The sequence below is a fragment of the Aliiroseovarius sp. S253 genome, assembly GCF_049800855.1.
In the GTDB taxonomy this organism is placed as follows: domain Bacteria; phylum Pseudomonadota; class Alphaproteobacteria; order Rhodobacterales; family Rhodobacteraceae; genus Aliiroseovarius.
The window spans coordinates 313805-334881 of record NZ_JBNAFW010000002.1 but is presented as its reverse complement, the minus strand read 5'-3'; the positions used below and the strand labels follow the sequence as shown (position 1 = coordinate 334881).

23 protein-coding genes are annotated in these 21077 nt (G+C 56.7%); 14 read left to right on the top strand and 9 right to left on the bottom strand.

All coding sequences use genetic code 11. The features are described 5' to 3' along the window. Window positions 1–28 precede the first annotated feature (28 nt). The 6 genes from lgt to ACP15F_RS13135 form a co-directional block, all read right to left on the bottom strand. Window positions 29–952, bottom strand: a complete 924-nt coding sequence (gene lgt / locus ACP15F_RS13160) for a prolipoprotein diacylglyceryl transferase (RefSeq protein ID WP_424941283.1) — start codon at window positions 950–952, stop codon at window positions 29–31. Further along, window positions 949–1632: a TVP38/TMEM64 family protein gene (locus ACP15F_RS13155; protein ID WP_424941282.1), complete on the bottom strand. Its 684-nt coding sequence runs from the start codon at window positions 1630–1632 to the stop codon at window positions 949–951. Before ACP15F_RS13155 ends, lgt begins: the two co-directional genes overlap by 4 nt. Before the next feature lie 66 nt (window positions 1633–1698). Further along, on the bottom strand, window positions 1699–3150 hold the full coding sequence (locus tag ACP15F_RS13150; RefSeq protein WP_424941281.1) for a multicopper oxidase domain-containing protein: 1452 nt from the start codon (window positions 3148–3150) through the stop codon (window positions 1699–1701). Window positions 3151–3165: 15 nt separating this feature from the next. Further along, complete coding sequence (locus tag ACP15F_RS13145; protein ID WP_424941280.1) at window positions 3166–3636, bottom strand: rhodanese-like domain-containing protein; 471 nt, start codon at window positions 3634–3636, stop codon at window positions 3166–3168. A gap of 12 nt (window positions 3637–3648) precedes the next feature. Beyond that, complete coding sequence (locus ACP15F_RS13140; RefSeq protein WP_424941279.1) at window positions 3649–4035, bottom strand: DUF302 domain-containing protein; 387 nt, start codon at window positions 4033–4035, stop codon at window positions 3649–3651. Between the two features lie 101 nt (window positions 4036–4136). Then, complete coding sequence (locus ACP15F_RS13135; RefSeq protein WP_424941278.1) at window positions 4137–4793, bottom strand: EF-hand domain-containing protein; 657 nt, start codon at window positions 4791–4793, stop codon at window positions 4137–4139. A 168-nt stretch (window positions 4794–4961) separates the two neighbouring features. On the opposite strand from ACP15F_RS13135, the gene ACP15F_RS13130 reads away from it, so the two are divergent. The 7 genes from ACP15F_RS13130 (at window position 4962) to ccmI (ending at window position 11675) form a co-directional block, all read left to right on the top strand. Then, on the top strand, window positions 4962–5684 hold the full coding sequence (locus ACP15F_RS13130; RefSeq protein ID WP_424941277.1) for a response regulator: 723 nt from the start codon (window positions 4962–4964) through the stop codon (window positions 5682–5684). Then, window positions 5681–7066 (top strand): ATP-binding protein, encoded by a 1386-nt coding sequence (locus ACP15F_RS13125; RefSeq protein ID WP_424941276.1) that lies wholly within the window; start codon window positions 5681–5683, stop codon window positions 7064–7066. Before ACP15F_RS13130 ends, ACP15F_RS13125 begins: the two co-directional genes overlap by 4 nt. A 19-nt stretch (window positions 7067–7085) precedes the next feature. Next, on the top strand, window positions 7086–7406 hold the full coding sequence (locus ACP15F_RS13120) for an SHOCT domain-containing protein (protein WP_424941275.1): 321 nt from the start codon (window positions 7086–7088) through the stop codon (window positions 7404–7406). Window positions 7407–7477: 71 nt separating this feature from the next. Next, window positions 7478–9478 carry a heme lyase CcmF/NrfE family subunit gene (locus tag ACP15F_RS13115; RefSeq protein ID WP_424941274.1) on the top strand — a complete coding sequence of 667 codons (2001 nt, stop codon included), beginning with the start codon at window positions 7478–7480 and terminating at the stop codon, window positions 9476–9478. Window positions 9479–9481: 3 nt separating this feature from the next. Continuing rightward, window positions 9482–10045 carry a DsbE family thiol:disulfide interchange protein gene (locus ACP15F_RS13110; protein ID WP_424941273.1) on the top strand — a complete coding sequence of 188 codons (564 nt, stop codon included), beginning with the start codon at window positions 9482–9484 and terminating at the stop codon, window positions 10043–10045. After that, window positions 10045–10518, top strand: coding sequence for a cytochrome c-type biogenesis protein (locus ACP15F_RS13105; RefSeq protein WP_424941272.1), 474 nt, complete (start codon window positions 10045–10047; stop codon window positions 10516–10518). The genes ACP15F_RS13110 and ACP15F_RS13105 overlap by 1 nt, the downstream gene beginning before the upstream one ends. Further along, entirely contained in the window at window positions 10515–11675 is a 1161-nt protein-coding gene (gene ccmI, locus ACP15F_RS13100) for a c-type cytochrome biogenesis protein CcmI (RefSeq protein WP_424941271.1), read from the top strand. Before ACP15F_RS13105 ends, ccmI begins: the two co-directional genes overlap by 4 nt. A 467-nt stretch (window positions 11676–12142) precedes the next feature. Here the strand turns inward: ccmI and ACP15F_RS13095 are convergent, their stop codons facing one another. The 3 genes from ACP15F_RS13095 to ACP15F_RS13085 all read right to left on the bottom strand — a co-directional run bounded on the left by ACP15F_RS13095 (window position 12143) and on the right by ACP15F_RS13085 (window position 15537). After that, complete coding sequence (locus ACP15F_RS13095) at window positions 12143–12808, bottom strand: L,D-transpeptidase (protein ID WP_424941270.1); 666 nt, start codon at window positions 12806–12808, stop codon at window positions 12143–12145. 54 nt (window positions 12809–12862) lie between these two features. After that, on the bottom strand, window positions 12863–14938 hold the full coding sequence (locus tag ACP15F_RS13090; protein ID WP_424941269.1) for a protein-disulfide reductase DsbD family protein: 2076 nt from the start codon (window positions 14936–14938) through the stop codon (window positions 12863–12865). A gap of 371 nt (window positions 14939–15309) precedes the next feature. Continuing rightward, window positions 15310–15537 carry a DUF2933 domain-containing protein gene (locus ACP15F_RS13085; protein WP_424941634.1) on the bottom strand — a complete coding sequence of 76 codons (228 nt, stop codon included), beginning with the start codon at window positions 15535–15537 and terminating at the stop codon, window positions 15310–15312. 256 nt (window positions 15538–15793) lie between these two features. Between ACP15F_RS13085 and ACP15F_RS13080 the strand changes: the two genes are divergently transcribed. Genes ACP15F_RS13080 through ACP15F_RS13050 form a run of 7 tightly spaced genes read left to right on the top strand, consistent with a single transcriptional unit; the run spans window position 15794 to window position 20959 of the window. Further along, entirely contained in the window at window positions 15794–16375 is a 582-nt protein-coding gene (locus tag ACP15F_RS13080; RefSeq protein ID WP_424941268.1) for a L,D-transpeptidase, read from the top strand. A gap of 31 nt (window positions 16376–16406) precedes the next feature. Then, complete coding sequence (locus tag ACP15F_RS13075) at window positions 16407–16865, top strand: c-type cytochrome (protein ID WP_424941267.1); 459 nt, start codon at window positions 16407–16409, stop codon at window positions 16863–16865. Then, window positions 16865–17215 (top strand): hypothetical protein, encoded by a 351-nt coding sequence (locus ACP15F_RS13070; protein WP_424941266.1) that lies wholly within the window; start codon window positions 16865–16867, stop codon window positions 17213–17215. Before ACP15F_RS13075 ends, ACP15F_RS13070 begins: the two co-directional genes overlap by 1 nt. A gap of 42 nt (window positions 17216–17257) precedes the next feature. Next, on the top strand, window positions 17258–17845 hold the full coding sequence (locus ACP15F_RS13065; protein WP_424941265.1) for a c-type cytochrome: 588 nt from the start codon (window positions 17258–17260) through the stop codon (window positions 17843–17845). Next, a complete protein-coding gene (locus tag ACP15F_RS13060; protein ID WP_424941264.1) occupies window positions 17846–18745 on the top strand; it encodes a c-type cytochrome in 900 nt (299 codons plus the stop codon). Window positions 18746–18801: 56 nt separating this feature from the next. After that, complete coding sequence (locus ACP15F_RS13055) at window positions 18802–20199, top strand: multicopper oxidase family protein (RefSeq protein WP_424941263.1); 1398 nt, start codon at window positions 18802–18804, stop codon at window positions 20197–20199. 28 nt (window positions 20200–20227) lie between these two features. Next, window positions 20228–20959 (top strand): DsbA family protein, encoded by a 732-nt coding sequence (locus ACP15F_RS13050; protein WP_424941262.1) that lies wholly within the window; start codon window positions 20228–20230, stop codon window positions 20957–20959. Window positions 20960–21077 lie beyond the last annotated feature (118 nt).

The window sequence follows — 21077 nt, the reverse complement described above, 5'->3', positions numbered from 1 at the left end:
AAGCGTGGGGGTTCCAGTGGGGGTAGGATCAACCCACTTCGGCATGTTTCTTCGGTTTCCGACTGATCCGTCCAGCGCGCGCCCACCAGATCAAGGCGACACCGACGAAAATCATGGGTGTGGAGAGGAGTTGTCCCATGGTCAGCCCCCCATTAAAAAAATGCAGCGCATGACCGACCGGATTTGTATCCGTTACAAATTGCAGGTCAGGTTGGCGGACGAACTCGACCAAAAAGCGGGATAGGCCATAGCCTGCAAGGAAAACTCCGGTCAAGGCTCCTGGGCTACGCAACCATCCGCGCCGCAAGGCAAGGATTAGCAGGACCGCCCCTAGTACCAGCCCTTCCAGCACGGCTTCATAAACCTGTGACGGGTGGCGCGCGCACACCCCTATGACCACGGCGCAGGACTGGGCGGCTTCGCCCGGAAAAATCACGCCCCACGGGAGGGATGTTGGGCGCCCCCACAGTTCGGCGTTAATGAAATTCGCAAGCCGACCCAAAAACAGACCAATTGGGGCTGAAAGCGCCAGAAGGTCGGCCAAACCAAGAACGCGCAATCGATTGCGCCTTGCAAATACCAGTGCGGTAACAGAGACACCCAGGAAACCGCCATGGAAGGACATTCCGCCTTGCCATACCATGAGGATCTCCAATGGTCGCGCCAAGTAATATTCGGGTTGATAGAACAGCACGAAACCAAGCCGCCCACCCAGAATTACGCCGAGAACAATCCAGTTCAGCAACTGTTCCAGCTGTTGCGATGTCAAAGGCGGTGTGTGACCCGGCCAATACTCAACCTGACGGATCAACCGAGCGCATAGTCGCCACCCCAGAAGCAATCCTGCGATATAGGCAAGCGCGTACCACCTGAGGGCAAAGGATATCGTCCCGATTTCAATCGAGAAGATTTCTGGCGATATCTCGGGGAAGGCGAGGGCGGCAAGGGTCATTTCGGAGCTTTCGATTGAGAGGCAAAGGGAACAACGTCCGGCTTGTGACGCATCGCCACAAAAAGAATTGGTGCAGCGGTCAATAGGCCAAGACCTATGGCCACCCAGGTTGATGGGCCCAATTGACCCGACAGGGCTCCGTCCCCCAGATGGGCCAATGCGAAGCTTGCGGGCAGAATTCCGGCCAATGTTGCGAGGAGAAAACGCCACAGGTGGAGGCGACTTAGGCCGGCGGCGTAGCTCATTGCATCAAAGGACACGAATGGCAGAAGGCGGCTGACGAAAATCGCAAGCGTCAAAGCATTTTGCGAACCAAGAAGGCCTGCTCCGACACGCGGACCAAGCATTCTTTCAACAGCCTGCCTGCCCAGGAGGCGGGCAATCATAAAAGCAATCAGAGCGCCAACTTCAGCCCCGATGGCCACATAGAGCGTGCCGGTGACATGCCCGAATGCAGCCCCGGCGGCCAGGGCAATTGGCGCACTTGGAATAGGGCTTGCCACGACGGCTATGGCCATAAGTGCAATGATCGCGAAGGGGCCGAAAAGGCCCAACTCCTCCACCCATTGCCTGACGTTTTCCGCGTTCACTTGCGCCCAGTCCGGAGCCCACCACACCCAAAATCCAATCAGGCCCGCAGCACCAAGCAGCACCAGGGCAGTAGGAATTTTTCTGATCATGCTCCTTTCTTGCATCTCGGGTTTCCTGCTTTCATGTATGACCCATTCCCCTCAAAACGTGGCGGATCAGCCTACTGTGAACTGCCCCATCATCCCGCTGTCTTCATGTTCGAGGATGTGGCAGTGGTACATGAAGGGTGCGTCGGCTTGGGCAAGCTGGTCGAACCGGATCAGAAGATCGGCCGATCCGTCGATCAGAACGGTGTCTTTCCAACCTGTGTTGTGACGCTGGGGCGTACGGCCATTTTCGGATAAGACCTGAAATTTGACGCCATGCACATGAAATGGGTGCATCATCATATCTGCGCTGACCGTCCAGCGCTCAAGAGATCCCCGTGGTACATGGAAATTGATCTTCTCTAAGTCATATGCATCCCCGTTGATTGAAAAGCGCCTGTCAGAGCGACCAAACATCATCCCCATGCCCATGGGCATGTCCAGAGACAGGCGCCTCCATTTCGCGTTTGTTGCATCACCATTGGGGCGGCTGCCGCCTAGGTCTGATGGCAATTGCGTGATCCTTGCGGGGAGGGCAGGGTCAACGGAAAATGGCAGAACAGAGAATTGCCCGGATTGCTGGCGCATACCTCCCATCATGCCGCCCATCATGCCGGTATTGGGATTGTGGTCCGAGGTAAGCGTCACGTCGCGCCCATCCGAGAAATCGACAAGCACCTCGGCGCGCTCGCCGGGTGAGAGGCGCAGTTTTTTCAAGCTGATCGGTTGGTCTAGATAGCCGCTGTCTGTGGCCAGCAGATAAAGCGGGCGTCTGTCTGATAAGGCGAGCGTATAGATGCGCGCGTTGGAACCGTTCAGCAGTCTCAGTCGAACCATCCCTTTGGGAACCACAGCGGTTGCACCGACTTGACCATTCACCAGGATCGTGTCGCCAAGAAACCCCATCATGCTCTCGGGCATGGACAGCGACAGGTCAATTTGACCTCGACGGGTAAAACGGCGGTCCTGCAAAACCAAAGTTATGTCATCAACACCATATTCCGATGGCAACCCGCGCGCATCATCCTGGCCGTCGTCAATCTGAAGCACGCCAGCCAAACCCATTTGCACCTGCCGGGCGGTCGCGCCGTGAACGTGAGAATGGTACCAAGCGGTTGCCGCCTGTTGGCTCAAAGGCAATTCTGGCCGCCAGGTTGCGCCCGGCGCGATTGGCTGGTGGGGACCACCATCGACCTCACCGGGGATCAGGAGCCCGTGCCAGTGAACCGAAATCGGCTCATCCAGGGAGTTTCTGACTTCGGTCAATGTGGATTGACCAGTCTTCATTCGAAGGGTTGGACCCAGAAACGGTTGGTTGAAGCCCCAAGTGTCAGCGCTGGACGGACCTGAAAAGGTGGTCCCCCCCTTTTGCGCCTCTAGTCGGACCCGTCCAGATGTCATGGCGTCCAAGAGTGGTGGCATGGTAAGACGTCTCGGCGTTGCTAGAGCCCATGACACGGGCGCTGTGCCCGAGAAAAAAGTGCTGGCTGCAAGTCCACCAAGAAGTGTTCGGCGTTTCATCAATTGCCCTTTCGACTACGACTTCAGAACGTCAGGCAGAGCGGCGATTGCCACCTGCGCGCTGACAACTGGCAGGCCCGCCTTTATCCATCCGGTCCCAGCCCGCGATCCAAGCATGCCTTCGGAAACATCAATGAAACCTTCATACCGCAAACGGCGAAGGTTACGCATCACGGCGCCGCTTCGTCCCCCGGTTGCGCAGATCATGGCGACGGGGCGGCCATCTGCCAACTCGTGTGCCTTGAACAGGCGTTCAGGAAAACGTTCGTCATGCAGGCTGACCGGCCAAGCCAGTTCTGCGACACCCGTTTCGCTCCATTCCTCTGGCGATCGAATATCAAGAAGCCTGATCCGGTCCTTCGTCAGTGCCTCAAAGGCATCGGCTGCGGACCAGATCTCCCCAGTTTGCCCTAGTGCCGAGGTTGCCACTAACTGCGTGGGAAAAGCTGCCAATAGAACCAGCGTTTGGCGACGGTCAATTCTCAAGATAGTACCTCCTCAGGCCACATCAATCGCCAAGCGCAGCATGTCGCGAACTTGCCCGGCTACGTCTTGCAAAGAGCTGTTCTTAACCGCGGACATGGAGGCGACCGGGTCGACGGCACTGACTTCCGTGCCGCCCTCGACTTGGCGCAGGATGACGTTGCAGGGCAGCATGGCACCGATACGCGGCTCCAGCCCGATCGCCTGATGCGCCATGTTGGGGTTGCACGCGCCCAGGATCCGATAGGCGTCCATATCCACGTCGATCTTCTTTTTCATGGTGTCTTTGACATCGATCTCGGTCAACACGCCGAACCCCTTTTCACTCAGGGCATGGCGAACCCGCATGTCGGCGTCATCGATTGCGACTCCGGCAAGCAGGCGGTCATAGGTATAGCTCATGATGGTTCTCCTTGTGGATTTCCGCCCCGACCGGCCTCGGGGGTAATTCAATGCCGGTCGGGAACTTGGACGCACCCATCTGAGTGCGCCCGATTGGGAACTCAGTTATTCTGAGTTCCCAAATTGTCACCCATCGTTCCTTGGGGCAACGGGCGCATGTCCATACGGTCGGCAGGGGCGGTCATTTCACCCGTCGTCACCATGCCATCCCCATCATTGTCGAGATGTTGAAAACGGTCGACCATCGTCGACCGGGTGATTTCGGCGTGCAGAATTTCGAATTCCTCAAGTGACAAGACACCGTCGCCGTCCGTGTCGGCATCTGCATGCATCGACTGCAGTTGCCCGTTTACCTCGTCGCCCGAAAGGACACCGTCACTATCCGCGTTAGTGCGGCCCATCATCGACCTACGCATAAGAGACATCATGTCCTCATCCATCATACCCATCTGCTCGGTGCCGCTCATCATTCCTTTGGCGCCCATCTGATGCATACCAGCGCCCATCATCCCACCATGCATCTGCATCATCATTTTCATCATGCCCCGCATCATTTCATGATGGTTGCCACCCATCATGCCCGCTTGGCCCATCATGCCAGTCGCCCCCATTTCCGTACCCTTGGCAGCCGGGTTCTGCGGCATGGTTTGCCCTGCACCTGGCTTATCCGCGTCGTGATGACCGGCGTCGGCATAGGCCACGCCAGCCGGGCTGGTGATCAGTGCAAGTACAAGTGTGGTTTTGACAATATTGAACATCGTAGCCTCTCCGTGTTTCGTGTTCTCAGACATATCGGCATAAGAAATCGAAACGGAAGGGCGCGCATCTATCGGATTGTAACCGTCTGTCGCAATGCCCAGAGCTTGATACAATCGGTGACAAAAATGGGTCTGACCGCCCCCAAATAGATGGCTTAGAAAGAAACCATGACGAACCCACCGCATATCCTCGTCGTCGACGATCACCAGCAGATCCGGGACAGCGTAACCCGCTTTCTGGAAAAAAACGGTCTGCGCGCCACTTCTGCCAAGGATGCACAGGATATGGATGCGAAATTGGCCAAGGGGCATTTCGACTTGATGGTGCTTGACGTCATGATGCCTGGCGAAAGCGGGCTTTCTGTCTGCCAGCGACTGGCCTCTGAGAAAAGCATCCCAATCATCATGCTGACGGCGTTGGGAGAGGAAACGGATCGGATCGTCGGGCTGGAGATCGGCGCAGACGACTATATCGCGAAACCGTTCAACCCGCGCGAACTGCTGGCTCGGATCAAGGCAGTATTGCGTCGTGCCCCGCAGATTGAAACAGTTTCAGGTGACTTTGCCGGGAAGACTGTCCGATTTGCACATTTGTCATTGGATGTCGACCGACAGGTTCTTGTGAGCGATGACGGCGAAGAAACGGCGTTGACCCATGCGGATTTCAAGCTGCTATTGGTACTGATTGAGCGTCCTCGGATGATCCTCAGCCGGGATGAACTGCTTGATCTGGCCGCGGGGCGTGCTGCTGGTCCACTTGACCGAACAATAGACAATCAAATCAGCCGGCTGCGTCGCAAAATCGAGCCAGATATCCTACGTCCAAAAATTATCAAGACCATCCGCAATGGCGGGTATTGCCTCACTGCCGATGTTGAGGTGGCGGAATGAATTCAAGACCATTTAATACTCTACGGGTTCAACTTGTCCTGTTGGTCGTCGCCGCCTTAACCGCAGCTCAGCTCATTAGCCTCTGGCTTTTTGCTGATGAGCGCAGCCTGGCAGTTCGTGCTGCTCTTGGGTTTGAAGCCGCAGGGCGCGCTGCCAATGTTGCACGCTTGATCGAAGAAGCACCTGAGGATTTGCGCGTGTCGATCCTGCGCGCTGCCAATTCACCACTGGTTCGCTTTGACCTGTCTGAGGATCCGACGGTCCAACACACCGATCATTCGGACGGCGGGCTCGTAGAAGGGCGTATCAGGGCGCTGCTCGGAGATGGCTACAGCCGCGACATTCGCGTCGAACTGCATGAAATAGAAGGACAGATTTTGCCGCTGCCACATCTCTCGCAAGAGATGGCTGAAATGCACATGGCCATGATGCGCGGCGAATTGTCCGCGGTCGAGATGAACCTGTCCATCGCCATTGCGGGTGGGCGCTGGTTGAACGTGGGAACGCGATTTGAACGGCCACCAATCCAATGGCCTGTCTATTCTATGCTGACCTTTGCACTGTCCGCAGCTGTCATACTTATCGTGATATTTTGGTTCCTGATGACCCGGTTGACCGGCCCGTTGCGGCGGCTTGTGAGCGCGGCCGACCGATTGGGGCGGGGTGAAGACATCACGGATTTGCCGATGGTTGGCCCGACCGAAGTGCGTGACCTGACCTTGACGTTCAACCGTATGCAGGATCGTCTGACCCGGTTTGTCGCGGACAGAACCCGACTGCTTGCGGCCCTGGGACATGATCTGCGGTCTCCGCTCACGGCATTGCGAGTGCGGGCCGAAATGGTTGATGACGAAGAAACCCGCGAAAGCCTTGTCGCCTCTGTCGAGGAGATGCAGTCCATGGTCGAAGCCACGTTGACCTTTGCACGGGGACTTGCGGGCTCCGAGGAACCGGAGACCGTCAATATCGGCGAATTCCTCGATGCGCTGAAATCGGACATGGTGACACCATTCCTCCTCGATGAGGGGCCGTTCACAGAGGCTCGAATTCGCCCCCACGCCCTGCGACGAGCATTGCGCAATGTGATTGAAAACGCCGAGCGCTACGGAGGCGCGACCCGGGTCGGCCATCAAGCGCGAAACGACGAGTTCATCATAACCGTTGAAGACAATGGGCCAGGCATTCCAGCTCCGGAACTGGAACGGGTCTTTGATCCATTCTTTCGCTTGGAACAATCCCGATCTCTGGAGACAGGCGGACACGGCCTGGGCCTGTCCATCGCCCGGACGATCATCCGTGCCCATGGTGGAGATATTTCGCTATCCAACCGCGATGAAGGGGGGCTGCGAGCAACGATCGCGATCCCGTTCGCGGGTGACTAACCAATGAAAGGAGACTGACATGACCGTGAAACTCAGTGCGACGACCCTTGCTGCTTTGCTTGTGTCAAACGTCGCCTACGCAGACTCGGTGGACGATTGGGGCCGAGGGTTTGGGCATATGACATGGGGAGGAGGCTACGGAATGTTTGGCGGGCTTATGATGCTGGTTTTCTGGGGCGTGATCCTAGCCCTGATCGTGATGACGGTTCGCTGGTTCGCCGGCGACCGTCCCGGCGGGAGTAAATCTACGGATGCAATGGACATCCTCAAATCCCGTTTTGCCAAAGGGGAAATCGACGAAGACGAATTCCGCAAACGCAAAGCCGCACTCAAAGACTGAACCCGCCGGACAGCTCTTATCCTTTCGAGGATGGGGGCAACCTTGCCGCGCCCTATTGATAGGATTGCATCATGACACCCGAAATCGGCCACTTCGCCCTGGCTTTGGCTTTTGCGTTGGCACTTGTCCAAAGCGTGCTTCCGCTTGTCGGCGCCAATCGCGGCAAACTGCTTTGGATGCAATCGGCGCGGGCGACCTCTATCGCGCAACTTGTGTTGGTTGGGATCGCGTTTGCAGCTCTGATGAGAAGTTTCGTCGTCAGCGATTTCACTGTGGTCAACGTCGCGTCAAACTCGCATTCACTCAAACCAATGCTTTACAAGATCTCGGGAACCTGGGGCAGCCATGAAGGGTCTCTTCTGCTTTGGGTGCTGATTTTGACCCTGTTTGGCGCGGGTGTGTCGCTGTTTGGCTCCAACATCCCCGAAACCCTGAAGGCGCGCACCTTGGCGGTGCAGGCGTGGATCAGTTTGGGGTTCCTATCTTTCATGCTGCTGACGTCGAACCCGTTTGATCGCGTGTTTCCCCCCCCTGCGGATGGGAACGACCTCAATCCGCTGCTGCAGGATGTCGGCCTCGCCCTGCATCCGCCGTTCCTGTACCTTGGCTATGTCGGTTTCTCGATCGTCTTCTCGTTTGCAGTGGCGGCTTTGCTTGAGGGGCGTGTCGATGCGGCGTGGGCACGCTGGGTCCGTCCGTGGACATTGGCTGCGTGGATTTTCCTGACAGCGGGGATCGTGCTTGGCTCGTGGTGGGCCTATTACGAGCTCGGCTGGGGCGGCTGGTGGTTCTGGGATCCTGTCGAAAACGTCAGCTTCATGCCGTGGCTCCTTGGCACCGCGTTGTTGCACTCGGCGATTGTTACCGAAAAACGAGACGCGTTCAAAAGCTGGACGATCCTTCTGGCGATCCTGACTTTTTCGTTGTCTTTACTGGGAACGTTTGTAGTGCGCTCGGGGCTGTTGACGTCCGTTCACGCCTTTGCAGTCGATCCCGAGCGTGGCCTCTATATTCTGCTTCTGCTTGCCCTGTCGATCGGTGGTTCTCTGGCGCTCTACGCGTGGCGTGCGCCTATGATGGAGGCGGGCGGGGTGTTCAAACCGATCAGCCGCGAAGCCGGATTGTTGGTCAACAACCTGATCCTTGGTGCGGCCACCGGAACAGTGTTGTTCGGCACGCTTTATCCACTGTTCCTTGAGGCCGTCACCGGGGACAAGATTTCCGTCGGCGCCCCGTTCTTCAACGCCTCATTCATTCCGATGATGCTGCCTTTGGTCATTTTCATGGGGGTGGGGCCTTTCCTAAGTTGGAAGCGGGCGGATCTGGCCGGTGTTTTGCAACGCGTGCGCTTTGTCGCACTGGCCTCGATCGTTGCGACGTTGGTGATTTGGTATCTGCAAGAAGGTGGACCGTTGCTGGCACATCTGTCGATCTTGCTGGCCGTTTGGCTGTTGTTCGCCACTTTGCGCGAATGGGCGATGCGCATTCGTTTGTTCGACGTCCCGTTTCCCGATGCGATGCGCCGTGCCCGAAACTTGCCGCGGGCGTCTTATGGTATGACCATCGCCCATGCGGGCCTTGCGGTGGCCATGTTCGGCTTTATCGGTTCCAGCGCCTGGAAATCTGAAGAGATCGCATTTGTAGTACCCGGAACCACCATTGAGATCGCTGGGTTCGACGTCACATTCGAGGGGGTTGATCGGGTTCAGGGTCCGAACTATTTCGCCGATCGTGGCACGCTTGAGGTCACGCGCAATGGGCAGGCCGTCACAACTCTTTTCCCCGAACGACGCTATTATCCAATTGCCGAAAGCTCGACGACTGAAAGCGCAATTCGGTCCACATTGGCTGGCGATCTATACGCATCAATTGCCCAACCGGCATCCGAAGATGCAGAGCTAAGCGGAGCCTGGACGCTGCGCATTCTCTATGAGCCGCTTGTCAATTTCATCTGGTTGGGCGCTACGTTTCTGATCTTGGGCGGCGGACTGTCCTTGTCAGATCGGCGTCTGCGAGTTGGGGCCCCGAAGCGGACTCGGGCAACTCAAGCCGCACCAACTCCAGCGGAATAAATCATGACTCGCACTCTGGCCCTCCTACCGCTTCTGATCGCCGTCATTTTTGGTGGTTTCTTTCTATGGGGTTTGAACCCGGATCGGGATCCGAACAAGATCCCGTCCATTTTGATCTCTCAACCTGCGCCTGAGTTCGATCTTGAACCGGTTGCGGGTACAGAAACCCCGGGCTTGTCTCGGGCAAATCTGGTGGGCAATGACATGCCTGTCGTCGTAAATGTGTTTGCGTCCTGGTGTGTGCCGTGTCGCGCGGAACATTCGGTGCTGACCAGTTTGGTCGAGCGGGACGGCATTCGCCTGTTCGGTATCAACTACAAAGACGAACCAGATGACGCCGCCCGCTGGCTTTCTGACCTCGGAAACCCCTATAGCCGGATCGGTTCAGACCTGTCGGGGCGCGCAGGCATCGAATGGGGCATTTCCGGCGTGCCGGAAACCTTCATCATCGGTGCGGATGGCACTGTGCTTTATCGATACGTGGGGCCTGTTGTGGGTGATGCCGCGATCAGCAGATTCCGCGAAGCACTTGCGCAGGCGGGTGTGTTGAATAGGGGGAACCAGTGATGTTGCGACGAATGGTCTTGCTTTTGGCGCTGACGGTTCCGATGGCCGCCATGGCAGTCGAACCAGATGAGATTCTGGATGATCCCGCGTTGGAAGCCCGCGCGCGCGAGGTATCTAAAGGATTGCGCTGCGTTGTCTGCCTGAACCAGGACATTGACAGTTCGAACGCTGGCGTGGCGCGTGACCTGAGATTGCTGGTGCGCGAACGCATCGTTGCGGGCGACAGCAACAGTGAAACCCTGGCCTTTATACAGGCGCGATATGGTGACTATGTGTTGCTAAAACCGCCTTTGAATATGCAGACATATGCATTGTGGATCGCGCCTCCTGCGATGTTTGTGATCGCGATCGGAATGGGTTGGGCAATATTGATGCGCAGGCGAAAGAAGGTCGCCGGAGCCATGCTGAGTGAGGCAGAAGAACAGGAAGTTCGGCGCTTCATCGAAAAGCAGAAAGCGGAGAACAACACATGATTTTCGTATGGATGGGGCTGTTGGCCACGGTGTCTGCCAGCTTTGTGGTCTTTCCGTTGATTTGGAAAGGGCGCGTCGCCGCGGTCGCGGCAGATTCAACGCCAGCCGTCTTGGTGGATCAGTTGGACGAGATTCAACGCGACCTTGATCGCAACGTCATCTCACAAAGTGAAGCCACTGCTGCCCAGCTGGAAATCAAGCGCCGTATACTGACCGCGGCACGAAGGGCCCCCAAAGGGTCTGACACTGATCGCAATGGTGGGCAGGGCGGGCTTTGGCTGGCGGCGCTATCCGTCCCGCTTGTTGCTGGTGGTTACTATGCGCTGATGGGATCGCCCGAGATCTCGGGCCTTGCCTTTGCCGAACGCCAAGCCGAAAGGGCTGAGCGGGAGAAAATCGTCGCGCTTACCGGCAAGCTCTATGCACGTCTGACATCCGAACCCGATGGTGGTGCTTCGGAGGGGTGGATGCTGCTTGGGCAAACCTATTCTCGGCTGGGCGAGTATCAACGGGCCGCGGATGCTTTTGAAATCGTAGCCACCCGTGCTGATGCCACTTCGGCGGCCCATTCGATGTTGGCAGAGGCTTTGATTAGCGCTGAACAAGGTGTCGTGACCCCAAAGGCCGAAGCCGCAATCGACAAAGCGGTTGCATTGGATGCTACGAACCCGGCCGGAATTTTCTATAAGTCGATGGCGCTGGCTCAAAGGGGTGAAGAGCCAGCAGCACATGCTCTTTTGCTGTCCCATCTGGAAGCCGCAGATGGCTTTGCGAGCTGGATGGAGCCTTTTGTCGTACAAGCGAACCAGATCGCGGAAACGCTTGGCCGTAAGCCAATCGCTCTAGCTGACTATGCCCCGATGGCACGCAGCGGGGCAGGACCTTCGGCCGAAGACATCGCTGCGGCGGGCGAGATGACCGACGAGGATCGCGGCGCGTTTATCCGCTCGATGGTCGACCGGCTTGCGTCCCGGCTTGAGGAAAACCCCAATGATTTGGATGGGTGGATCCGTCTAGCGAATGCCTACAAAGTCTTAGGCGAGCAGCCAAAGGCGCTGTCGGCTTTTGAACAAGCCGCTACGCTTCTATCCGATCTCGCACCGGATGATACACGTCACCAAACTGTTGAACAGGCTTTGTCTGAATTGAGGGAATAGCAAATGCGGTGCTTGCTATCCGTCCTTAGAGGAGGCCTGACAAAGGGCACCGTCATCTGCAGATTTAATCGTGGGAAAGCAACGGTTTTCCACAAGAACCGGGCCAAAATATTTCGATCTATCTGGAGGATATAACTTTGAAAAAAACGACCTTACTTCTGGGAGCCGCAACCGTTTTACTTGCGTCTTGCGAAACCTATGAAGGCGGACAGCAAGACTCTTCTGATGAGTTCATCGCGGAGTTGCCCGATAGCCTACTTGCGATCGCTGCCCCGTATCAAGACCTTACCGCTGTGCGACTTGACCAAGCAAACAGGTGCTATGTATATCGCCACGTTGGTCCGGTTGAGACAACGTTCCTTCCATTGAGATCCGTAAGAGGCCAGCCCATTTGCATCCAATGAACTGGTGCCAATAAGGAAGGTTCCGTTGCGAATTGGTCCCGGCAACTCTGGCCAAACTGCGCATTAGCTTGGCGCAGAAATCGCGTCTTCGGGTGGGTGAAGGTATGCCGTTGAACCAAGCGAGACATGTTCATACAGGCCATTGATATGTGCCATGACCATACGAACGCAGCCCGAACTGGCCCGTCCCCCGATGGATCGCGGGCTTGGTGATCCATGAATCCTTAGATATGTGTCTCGATTCCCGACATACAAATACAAGGCACGCGATCCCAGGGGGTTTGTCGGCCCACCATCCACGCCGCCTGCGTCTCGTGCGTAGACTTCCGGTTCTCGCTTGATCATGGCCGCAGTCGGCGTCCAAATTGGCCATTTGGTCTTTCGCCTGATCTTATAAATTCCGGGCTCGTACAGATTCCCGCGGGCAATCGCCACGCCATATCGCATCGCCGTGCCGCTGCCACGAATGTGGTACAGATACCTTGCGACGGCATCGACGTGAATATCGCCCGGAGTCAAGTTGGGATTTGCTTCGACGATCTGGGGAAGGAAGCGTTTTGGTAGCCCCCAAGGGTTCGACGTTGCAGGGTCGTAATTCGCAGGGGTCACTTGAGAATCCCATTCCGACCATCTTGACCGATCTGAAGTTGGCGCGGCCCAAGCAGTGCTAGCAATAGGGACCGAAAACAGAGCAGTGGTCGAGCTTATAAAATGGCGCCGAGTCAACATGGCTTTACCTTCTGTTCATTTGCAATTTTTATTGTAGTTGGCACTCATGAGGTTCTAATTCCTCTGCGCCGCGTTAAATTTCAAGCTCAAGGTTTCTGCTGTAACCCTACTGGCGCCAGCGGTTTCAAGGGCTTGGAGAACATCCTGTGACGACAGGACTTCGGAGAGGACAATCCCGTTTGGTGTTGCCGGTCCGTAAACCGCATTGAACGGGATCCCATAGCGATTGTTTGCTTCCAGATAGCGCGCGATCTGTTCATCCGGGCGCGTCCAATCCGCCTGCATTGCTGTCACGCCTTCACGATTTAGCGCAGACAACACAGGGTCGCGGTCCAAGACCAACGCTTTGTTGGCTTTGCAGGTCAGGCACCAGTCGGCCGTAACATCCACGAAGATCACTTCACCTCGCGACACTCGCCGCGCGATTTCACTTCGGTCGAACGATACCCAAGTGATGCGCCCGGTGCGGTTTTCTATCTCGGACGGCATTTGGCGCACGAGAAGCTCGGCAGCGATCATCGGCAGAATAACCAACAGAACAACGCTGAGCGCCTGAGGCGCGTGCGGTAGGGGGCGTCGGGTCAGGAGCACAAGTAAAAGAAGGGCCAAAGCAGCGACCACAATCGTCGACAGAGGACCGGCAACACCGATCAATACCCACAACAGCCACAAGGCAGTGACAAGAAGCAGGACGCCCAAAATAAGTTTCAGCCCAAGCATCCACCGACCCGGTTTTGGCAAGGCACGCACTAATCCGGGGACGGCGGCAACAACGAGATACGGCGTTGACAGCCCAAGCCCAAGGGCTGTGAAGACAGTCACGATATCACCCCCCCGCCCAGCCAGCGCAAAGGCAATCGCGGTGCCCAGAAATGGCGCCGAACAGGGGGTTGCCAATACTGCGCCGAAAAAACCTGTTGCGAAGTCTGCACCGTATCCGGACACACCTCCCGCTCCTGCAAGTCGTGATTGTAGCGATGCCGGAAGTGAGAACTCGAACAGGCCCAACAGGCTGGCAGAGAAGACAGCCAATACGACGAACATAAACGCCAGAAAGGCCGGGTTCTGAAACTGTAGCCCCCAGCCGACGGCCACACCGAACTGTTGCAGCATATAAAGGATCGCCGCCAGCGACCACATGAAGGCCATGACGCCCATAGCGGCTGCCAGAAAACCGGCACGTACAGACCTTGGTTCGCGCGTCTGCGCTTTGATTGCGGATGACAGCTTGATCGACAGAACCGGCAGCACGCATGGCATCACGTTCAGGATCAACCCACCCAGATAAGCGATAAGAATAATCCAAGCCATTTGACCCAGACCCGGCGCCAAGGTCTCTAACCGAAATGGCGGGACAGGGGGGGTGGCTGACGACTCGGGTGTCAGAGTTAGGGCCCTTTCCGGGCCATCCGTCACCGTCAGTACTGGATCGGTGTACACCTCATCGAGAGCGGTCAGGATCGGGATTCGAGCCCAGAGCGTGCTACCGTTGTTTCCAAGCCGAATATCGGGCTTTCCCAGCGCCGTTCCTGTCCCGAGCTCGGCAAAGACATCAGGAGAGTCAAAAGCTGTTGTGCTTTGCAGTTCCAAGGTCAGGGTGGCCTGCTCGGTATCGACAGACACTGCCGCTGAGGTGATGCCGGTCTGGGTTCCCTCGACAGGAACGCGTGCAAGAAAGGTGCTTATCCGAGAGGCTGAAAACCCGTCGATCCCTGTCCCTCTCGGAATGGACAGGCTCAGCTCGAAGGCCTGTGGTACGCAGACTGCGGAACAGACCAGCAGATTGACGGCACCCGTCAATTGCGCAGGCTCGCCTGGCCGCTTAAGCGCGACCTGAAGGGGAAGGACCACTTCGTCGCTATATCCGAAGTTTTCAATCCCAAACGCTGTGAATCGCTCGGGAGCGGGCCAGAGCATTTCAACCTTGGCAATATTGGTTGAGCCGCTCCAATCGACCTGGGGCGGAATGCCGACCTCTCCAGGGGATCGCCAGTAGGTTTTCCAACCGTTCGCCAGATCCAGTTCAAGACCCGCTGACAGCGTTTCGGCGCCAGGGGGAACGCCATCCTGCACTGAAATCAGCGTCGCTGTTACCGCGGTTGACGAGAAGCTCTCGGACGTTGCGGCCATGACGTGCGCGGTCGCGAGAGGGTTCAAACCTAGTAACAGGGCAAACCCGATCCTGCGGGCTATCGATGTCATAGAGGCAATCATGGTCGCATCCTGGGCCTAGTACATCTGACGGTCATCCACCTGTTCCCACCGAGATTTTCGAGGTATCGGCGATTGCCAAGCCTTCGCGCCCATCATCACAGGTAATCGCCCGTACAGGACCGTTTGCGTCGTCTATAAACCGACACCCTTCGGGGGCAGAAAACGTCTCACCCCCAAAAGTGAATGCTGTCTGGCCTGGCTTCTCACATAGCTTGTTGGAAGAAGCGCAACCACCTAGAATCACAGCCGAAAGAGTTACGCGCCAAGGCCACGCCTTAAGCACTTTTTCAACCTCGACGCACTTGTGGAATAACTGATGTTACATCACGGGCAACTTTGCGAGGCTCTTCCGTTTCGTCCTGCTTGTCGCTCCCATGACAGCTTCTGCCCATCATCTTATGCATGACGAAATGCCCGCCCACACACAGGAGCAACGGTGCGAAGGTTGCCAGATTGCCACCAAGCCCACTCAGGGAGCCTCCGGCAACAAAGTACCCTGCGATCGGCAGCAACATCACAACGCAACACGCCATCATGGCTATGTGCATGGGCTTGGAGTTAGCTCGGCCTTGCCTCATGGATTTGGTTTCGGTTTTGCTCATCATGGGTACCTCGTCCAGCTGGAATAACTCCATATGCAGGCCTCTCTACAGTAAAGGTCAAGGATACATTTCGATACAAATCTCCGCCCTTCCAACGGTTGATGGTGGCCGCTGTTCAGGCGAAAAAATGTCTCTAAAGGCACCCAACTGGATTTAATGGAGAGGCGGCATGACAGGCAATCTCAAACTAGGAAGACGCAGGGCGCTGACCGGCATCGCTGCGTTTCTGGCAACCCCGTCAATCCTGAGGGCGCAAGATGCGCCATCGAACATTCCGGGATCTGTTGTCCAACGCAATATCTCGTCTTTCGCCTTGCACGAATGGCGCGACCACTTCGATACCCTTGGCAAAGGTATCCTGTTGTCTGACACAATCACACGAGTCTTGCAGCACTGGACCGCCGATGGAGAGATGCGGATCTACCCGACCTCAGTGCCTCTGACCGAAGAGCTGACACGTCGCGGCTATACCGAAGTGGTAGAGAAGCGAAAGAACCCAGGCTGGGCTCCGACGCCATCGATGCGAGAACGTAACCCGGAATGGCCAGCCTATGTTAAAGGTGGCGATCCTATCAATCCACTTGGGACACGCGCGCTTTATCTTTCCTGGCAGTACTATCGTATTCACGGAACACAGGACACGCGGAAAATTGGCCGACGTTCGTCAAACGGCTGCATCGGTCTTTACAACGAGAAGATCGAAGAGGTCTATGACCGGGTGCCCATCGGCACGCAAGTCAAGCTGATTTGACCGCTGATCAATCAACCCAAAGGATGAAACTATGAGCAATTGGGGACTAATTGTCGGTGGTGCGCTGCTGGCTGGTGTCGTGGCAGTTGGATGGCAGGTTCTTCAACCCGCGCCGGCGCAACCGGGACATTCCATGGTGCCGCCCGATACGAGCGACATCGCGATGGGAGATCCCATTGAAGATGTTCGGGTCCCAGCAGAGCTGTCCTCGAACGCTGTCGTTGGCAAACGCGCCTTCGAGGCGAAATGTGCAGCTTGCCACGGGGCAAATGCTGCGGGTCAAAACGGTATCGCTCCACCGCTTGTGCACAAGATCTACGAACCAAGCCATCACTCGGATGAAGCGTTCCAAATCGCCGCCCAACGCGGGGTGCGGGCCCATCACTGGAAGTTTGGGAATATGCCTCCGGTTCCTGGGCTGACCCGAGCGGATGTTCAATACATCGCGACCTACGTGCGAGAATTGCAGCGCGAGAATGGTATTAACTGATGTCGAAGTGGGCCGGTGTCGAGTTGTTCAGAATTCTGTTTGCCACCCTGATCGGCGGCTTTGTGGCCCTTTCGGGTTTGCCTGACGCCGCATGGGCACATGCAGACAAATCCAACGACCTGCACATCATCTATGACGGTGGCACGGTGGCCGACGATCACGCTGACACTGAGATCACTGGCGGACACTGCCACCCCGGGTTGGATTGCTTCACCGTAGCCGCATTCCTTATGGCCCCTAGCTTGCCCAACCCATCTAAAGCCAGCGAAGCGAAGGTCTGGTTCATCAAGCTCGAAAACGATCGCTGGATTCCTTCATCGGACAAACCTCCTCCCCGATACTTTTCTTGATCCCACCAAATCAAAATATCAGACAGATCAAGGACTAAACTCATGAAAAAAACTCCTGTTTTCGCGGCGATTGTTGCAAGCTCGACCGCCTTGGCCGCATTTGCCCATGGCGGCGCGACCGGTATCGTCAAGGAACGCATGGACGCAATGGCGGACATGGGGAAAGCCGTGAAAGCGGTTACGCCGATGATGCGTGGCGAAGCGGCCTATGACGTAGACGTCATCCGTCAGGCAGCCGCCACATTTTCCCGCCACGCTGGCGATTCCATGACCCAGTTGTTCCCCGAAGGCTCTGGCGGTGCCCCGTCCGAAGCCAAGGAAACGGTCTGGAGCCAATGGGAAGAATTTTCGGATATGGCCGAACGGTTGGGTGTACTTGCCGATGGGCTTGCAGGTGCCGCGGATAACGGGCTGATGGCCGCGAGCGATGATGGCTCTTCGCCGGGCGCTATGATGGGCGGCGACGCCAGCATGATGGGCAACAGCGCAATGATGGGCGGTGGTGCTATGATGGGCGGCGGAATGATGACCGCCGAGCAAATTGCCGGCATGCCCGCAGACGGCGCGTTTACCATGGTCACCCAAGTATGCTCGGCTTGCCACACGAAGTTCCGCGCGGAAAGCCAGTAAATGCGCTGGGTTCCGAGAATGACCCTAGGTGCGGCGGCATTCGGCGCCGTCGCTATCGGGGCGCTCGTTGCCTGGCCAATCGGCCAGGACAATGGGATCATCACGCTGAACGGTGACGTGGACCGAGGCGCATACCTTGCACGCGCAAGCGGCTGCATTGCATGCCACACCAACTTCGAGGCAAGTGGAGCCCCGCTGGCAGGAGGCGTAAAGCTCGACACCCCGTTTGGCACACTCTACTCACCCAATCTGACCACTGACCCGAAGCACGGGATCGGCGGTTGGACGATAAAAGAGTTTGCCCGCGCTGTGCGCCAAGGTGTTTCACCGGACGGCGCGCCATATTATCCAGCCTTTACCTATCCCTTCTACGGCAATTTCACCGATCAGGACATTGCTGATCTTTGGGCGGCATTTCAAACCGTGCCCGCCGTTAACGAACCGTCCAAGGATCAGGAAATGACCTTTCCGTTCAACCAACGTTGGGGTTTGAAACTGTGGCGTGCGGCCTTCTTGGTGCCGCCCCGAACAGATCCGGTCGAAGGAAATGATGTCGTCTGGAACCGGGGACGAGAACTTGTCGAGGGAGCGACTCACTGTGCTGCATGCCACACAGCGCGCAACTTCGCAGGAGCCCGCCAGTCCGACAGCCAGCACTTCAAAGGCAGCAGGTCACTTCCCGGCGGCGGCAAAGCCCCGGCCATCGACTATGAAACCCTTCAAATGCGCGGATGGACTGTAAACAGCCTGGCATATGCCTTGCGCACAGGTGTCAAACCCGACGGGGACGCTTTCGGCGGTTCGATGGGAGAGGTTGTCATGTATGGAACGAGTTTCCTTACGGATGAAGACCGCAAAGCCATGGCGACCTATCTGATGGATGATCATACCGGCGGTTGAAACCGCGTGACATGACAGGGCAGAGGGCTAAGGCCCCTGCCTCAACAGGAAACCAAATGACACAGACACGACGAGATTTTTTAAGTTTGAGCGCCTCACTGGGGCTCAGCGTATTGGTGCCCGGCACCATTCGCGCGGCGACGGCCGACCCAATCAAGCTGATCGCGCGACCTGCCAGTGTGCAGCTTGCCCCTTCAGAGTACCCACAAACGCAGATCTGGGGTTATGACGGGCAAATGCCGGGCACACCCATACGAGTCAAACAAGGCGACCGGGTTACACGTCGCTTTTTCAACGAGCTTCCACAGGCCAGTTCGGTCCACTGGCATGGGGTGCGTCTGGACAACGGGATGGATGGCGTGGCCGGTCTGACGCAGACAGCCGTGCCATCTGGTGAAAGTTTTGACTATGACTTCATCGTACATGATGCGGGCACCTATTGGTATCACGCGCATAACCGGTCGATGGAGCAGGTCGCGCGCGGGCTTTATGGTGCGCTGATTGTCGAAGAAGCCGAGCCGGTTGATGTCGATCGGGAACAGGTTCTGATCCTTGACGATTGGTTGCTGAACCCGGAAACAGCCCAGTTGGACCCAGAGTTCGACTCCCCCCATGACAAAAGCCATGCAGGGCGCCGCGGAAACTACATCGCAACAAACGGTGCTGCGTTTACCGAGCTTCCCGCGAAACAGAATGAACGGCTGAGGCTGCGCCTGATTAATGCTGCCAATGCGCGAATTTTTAAGCTTGCCCTTTCAGGTTTTGACGGGTGGATCATGGCTTATGACGGCATGCCGCTGGATGTGCCTGAGAAAGTGAGCGGAACATTCCTTCTGGCACCGGGTCAACGCATTGATCTGTTTGTCGACGTAACAGCAGGACCCGGAGAATCCGCCCACCTGGTGCGCATCGATGACGAGGAAGGTTTCTCGCAAGTGGCTTTTCCAGTCGAGGCAACCCCTTCATCAGTTGCGGCGCGAGAGGTGCCGATTCCACTTCCGCCTAACCCAAATATGGATGTTCCCGAGGTGGACAAGGCCCGCCTGTTCAAGTTGAACATGGAAGGTGGCGCCATGGGCAGGCTTCAGAGCGCTATTCTAAATGGTGAATCCATGAGCTTTCGCGAACTGATTGCAGAAAATCAATTCTGGTCTTTCAACGGCGTTGTCGGAATGACGGATACGCCACTTGCCGATCTGTCATCAGGTGAAACCGTGCGGGTCAGCATTCACAACGACACGGCCTTCCCGCACGCCATGCACCTTCACGGGATGCATTTTCGCGAAGTCATGGACGATGGCAAACTTGGCCCTCTGAGAGACACTCTGTTGGTATTCGGAGACGAGACCCGCGAAATCGCATTCGTCGCGGGCAACCCGGGTAAATGGATTTTCCATTGTCATATGCTGGCGCATACAGCGTCGGGCATGGCGACATGGATCAATGTGACTTGAATATGATAAGAACTGGGAGAACGCATCAATGAGACTTAGACATGGGGTTTTCACCTTTGCCGCAGCCATCGCTTTGCCACTGACCGCGTGGTCGGATGGCTTGAGCGAGGACCGGGTCAAAGAGCTTGTTCTGGAAACGATCCGGGAAAATCCAAGTATCGTCATGGAAGCCGTTGCCATATTGGAACAACGCCAGGCCAATGCGGCGGAAGTGGCACGTGCAGATGTCCTGAGCAACCAACGTGCGCTTCTTGAACAGGACACAAACGCACCTGTACTCGGTAATCCGGATGGGGACGTAACGGTTGTCGAGTTTTTCGACTACAATTGCCCCTATTGCCGCCGCGCTATGGATGAAGTGCAGGGCCTGATGGATGCCGATGACGACGTGCGTCTGGTGTATCGCGAATGGCCTATCCTTGGAGAAGGATCTGTTTTCGCCGCCAAAGCCGCGCTGGCTGCGCGTGAACAAGGAAAATACGAGGAATTTCACTGGGCAATGATGGGTATGACTGGCCGCGCAGAAGAAGCAAGCGTCTTGCGTGTTGCGGCCGAAGTTGGCTTGGATATTGACCAGTTGCGCCGGGACATGGACGCCCCTGAAATCGACGAACACCTCACGACCTCGATGAGCCTTGCGCAGTCTCTTGGGTTCAACGGAACTCCGTCATTTGTGATCGGGGATGATTTGGTGCCGGGTTTCGTAGAGCAAGCCAAGCTGGAAGAAATCGTAAACGCAACGCGGAAAGGTCCGGAATGATCCGAGGGCGCCGCCTGCTGGCGGCCGCCGAGTCCGTATGGCTAAAAATCAGTCGAAATGAACAGGGGCTTTATCGCCTTTGGCCAATTCAGTTCGGCTTTCAGAATCGGTGCCTTGA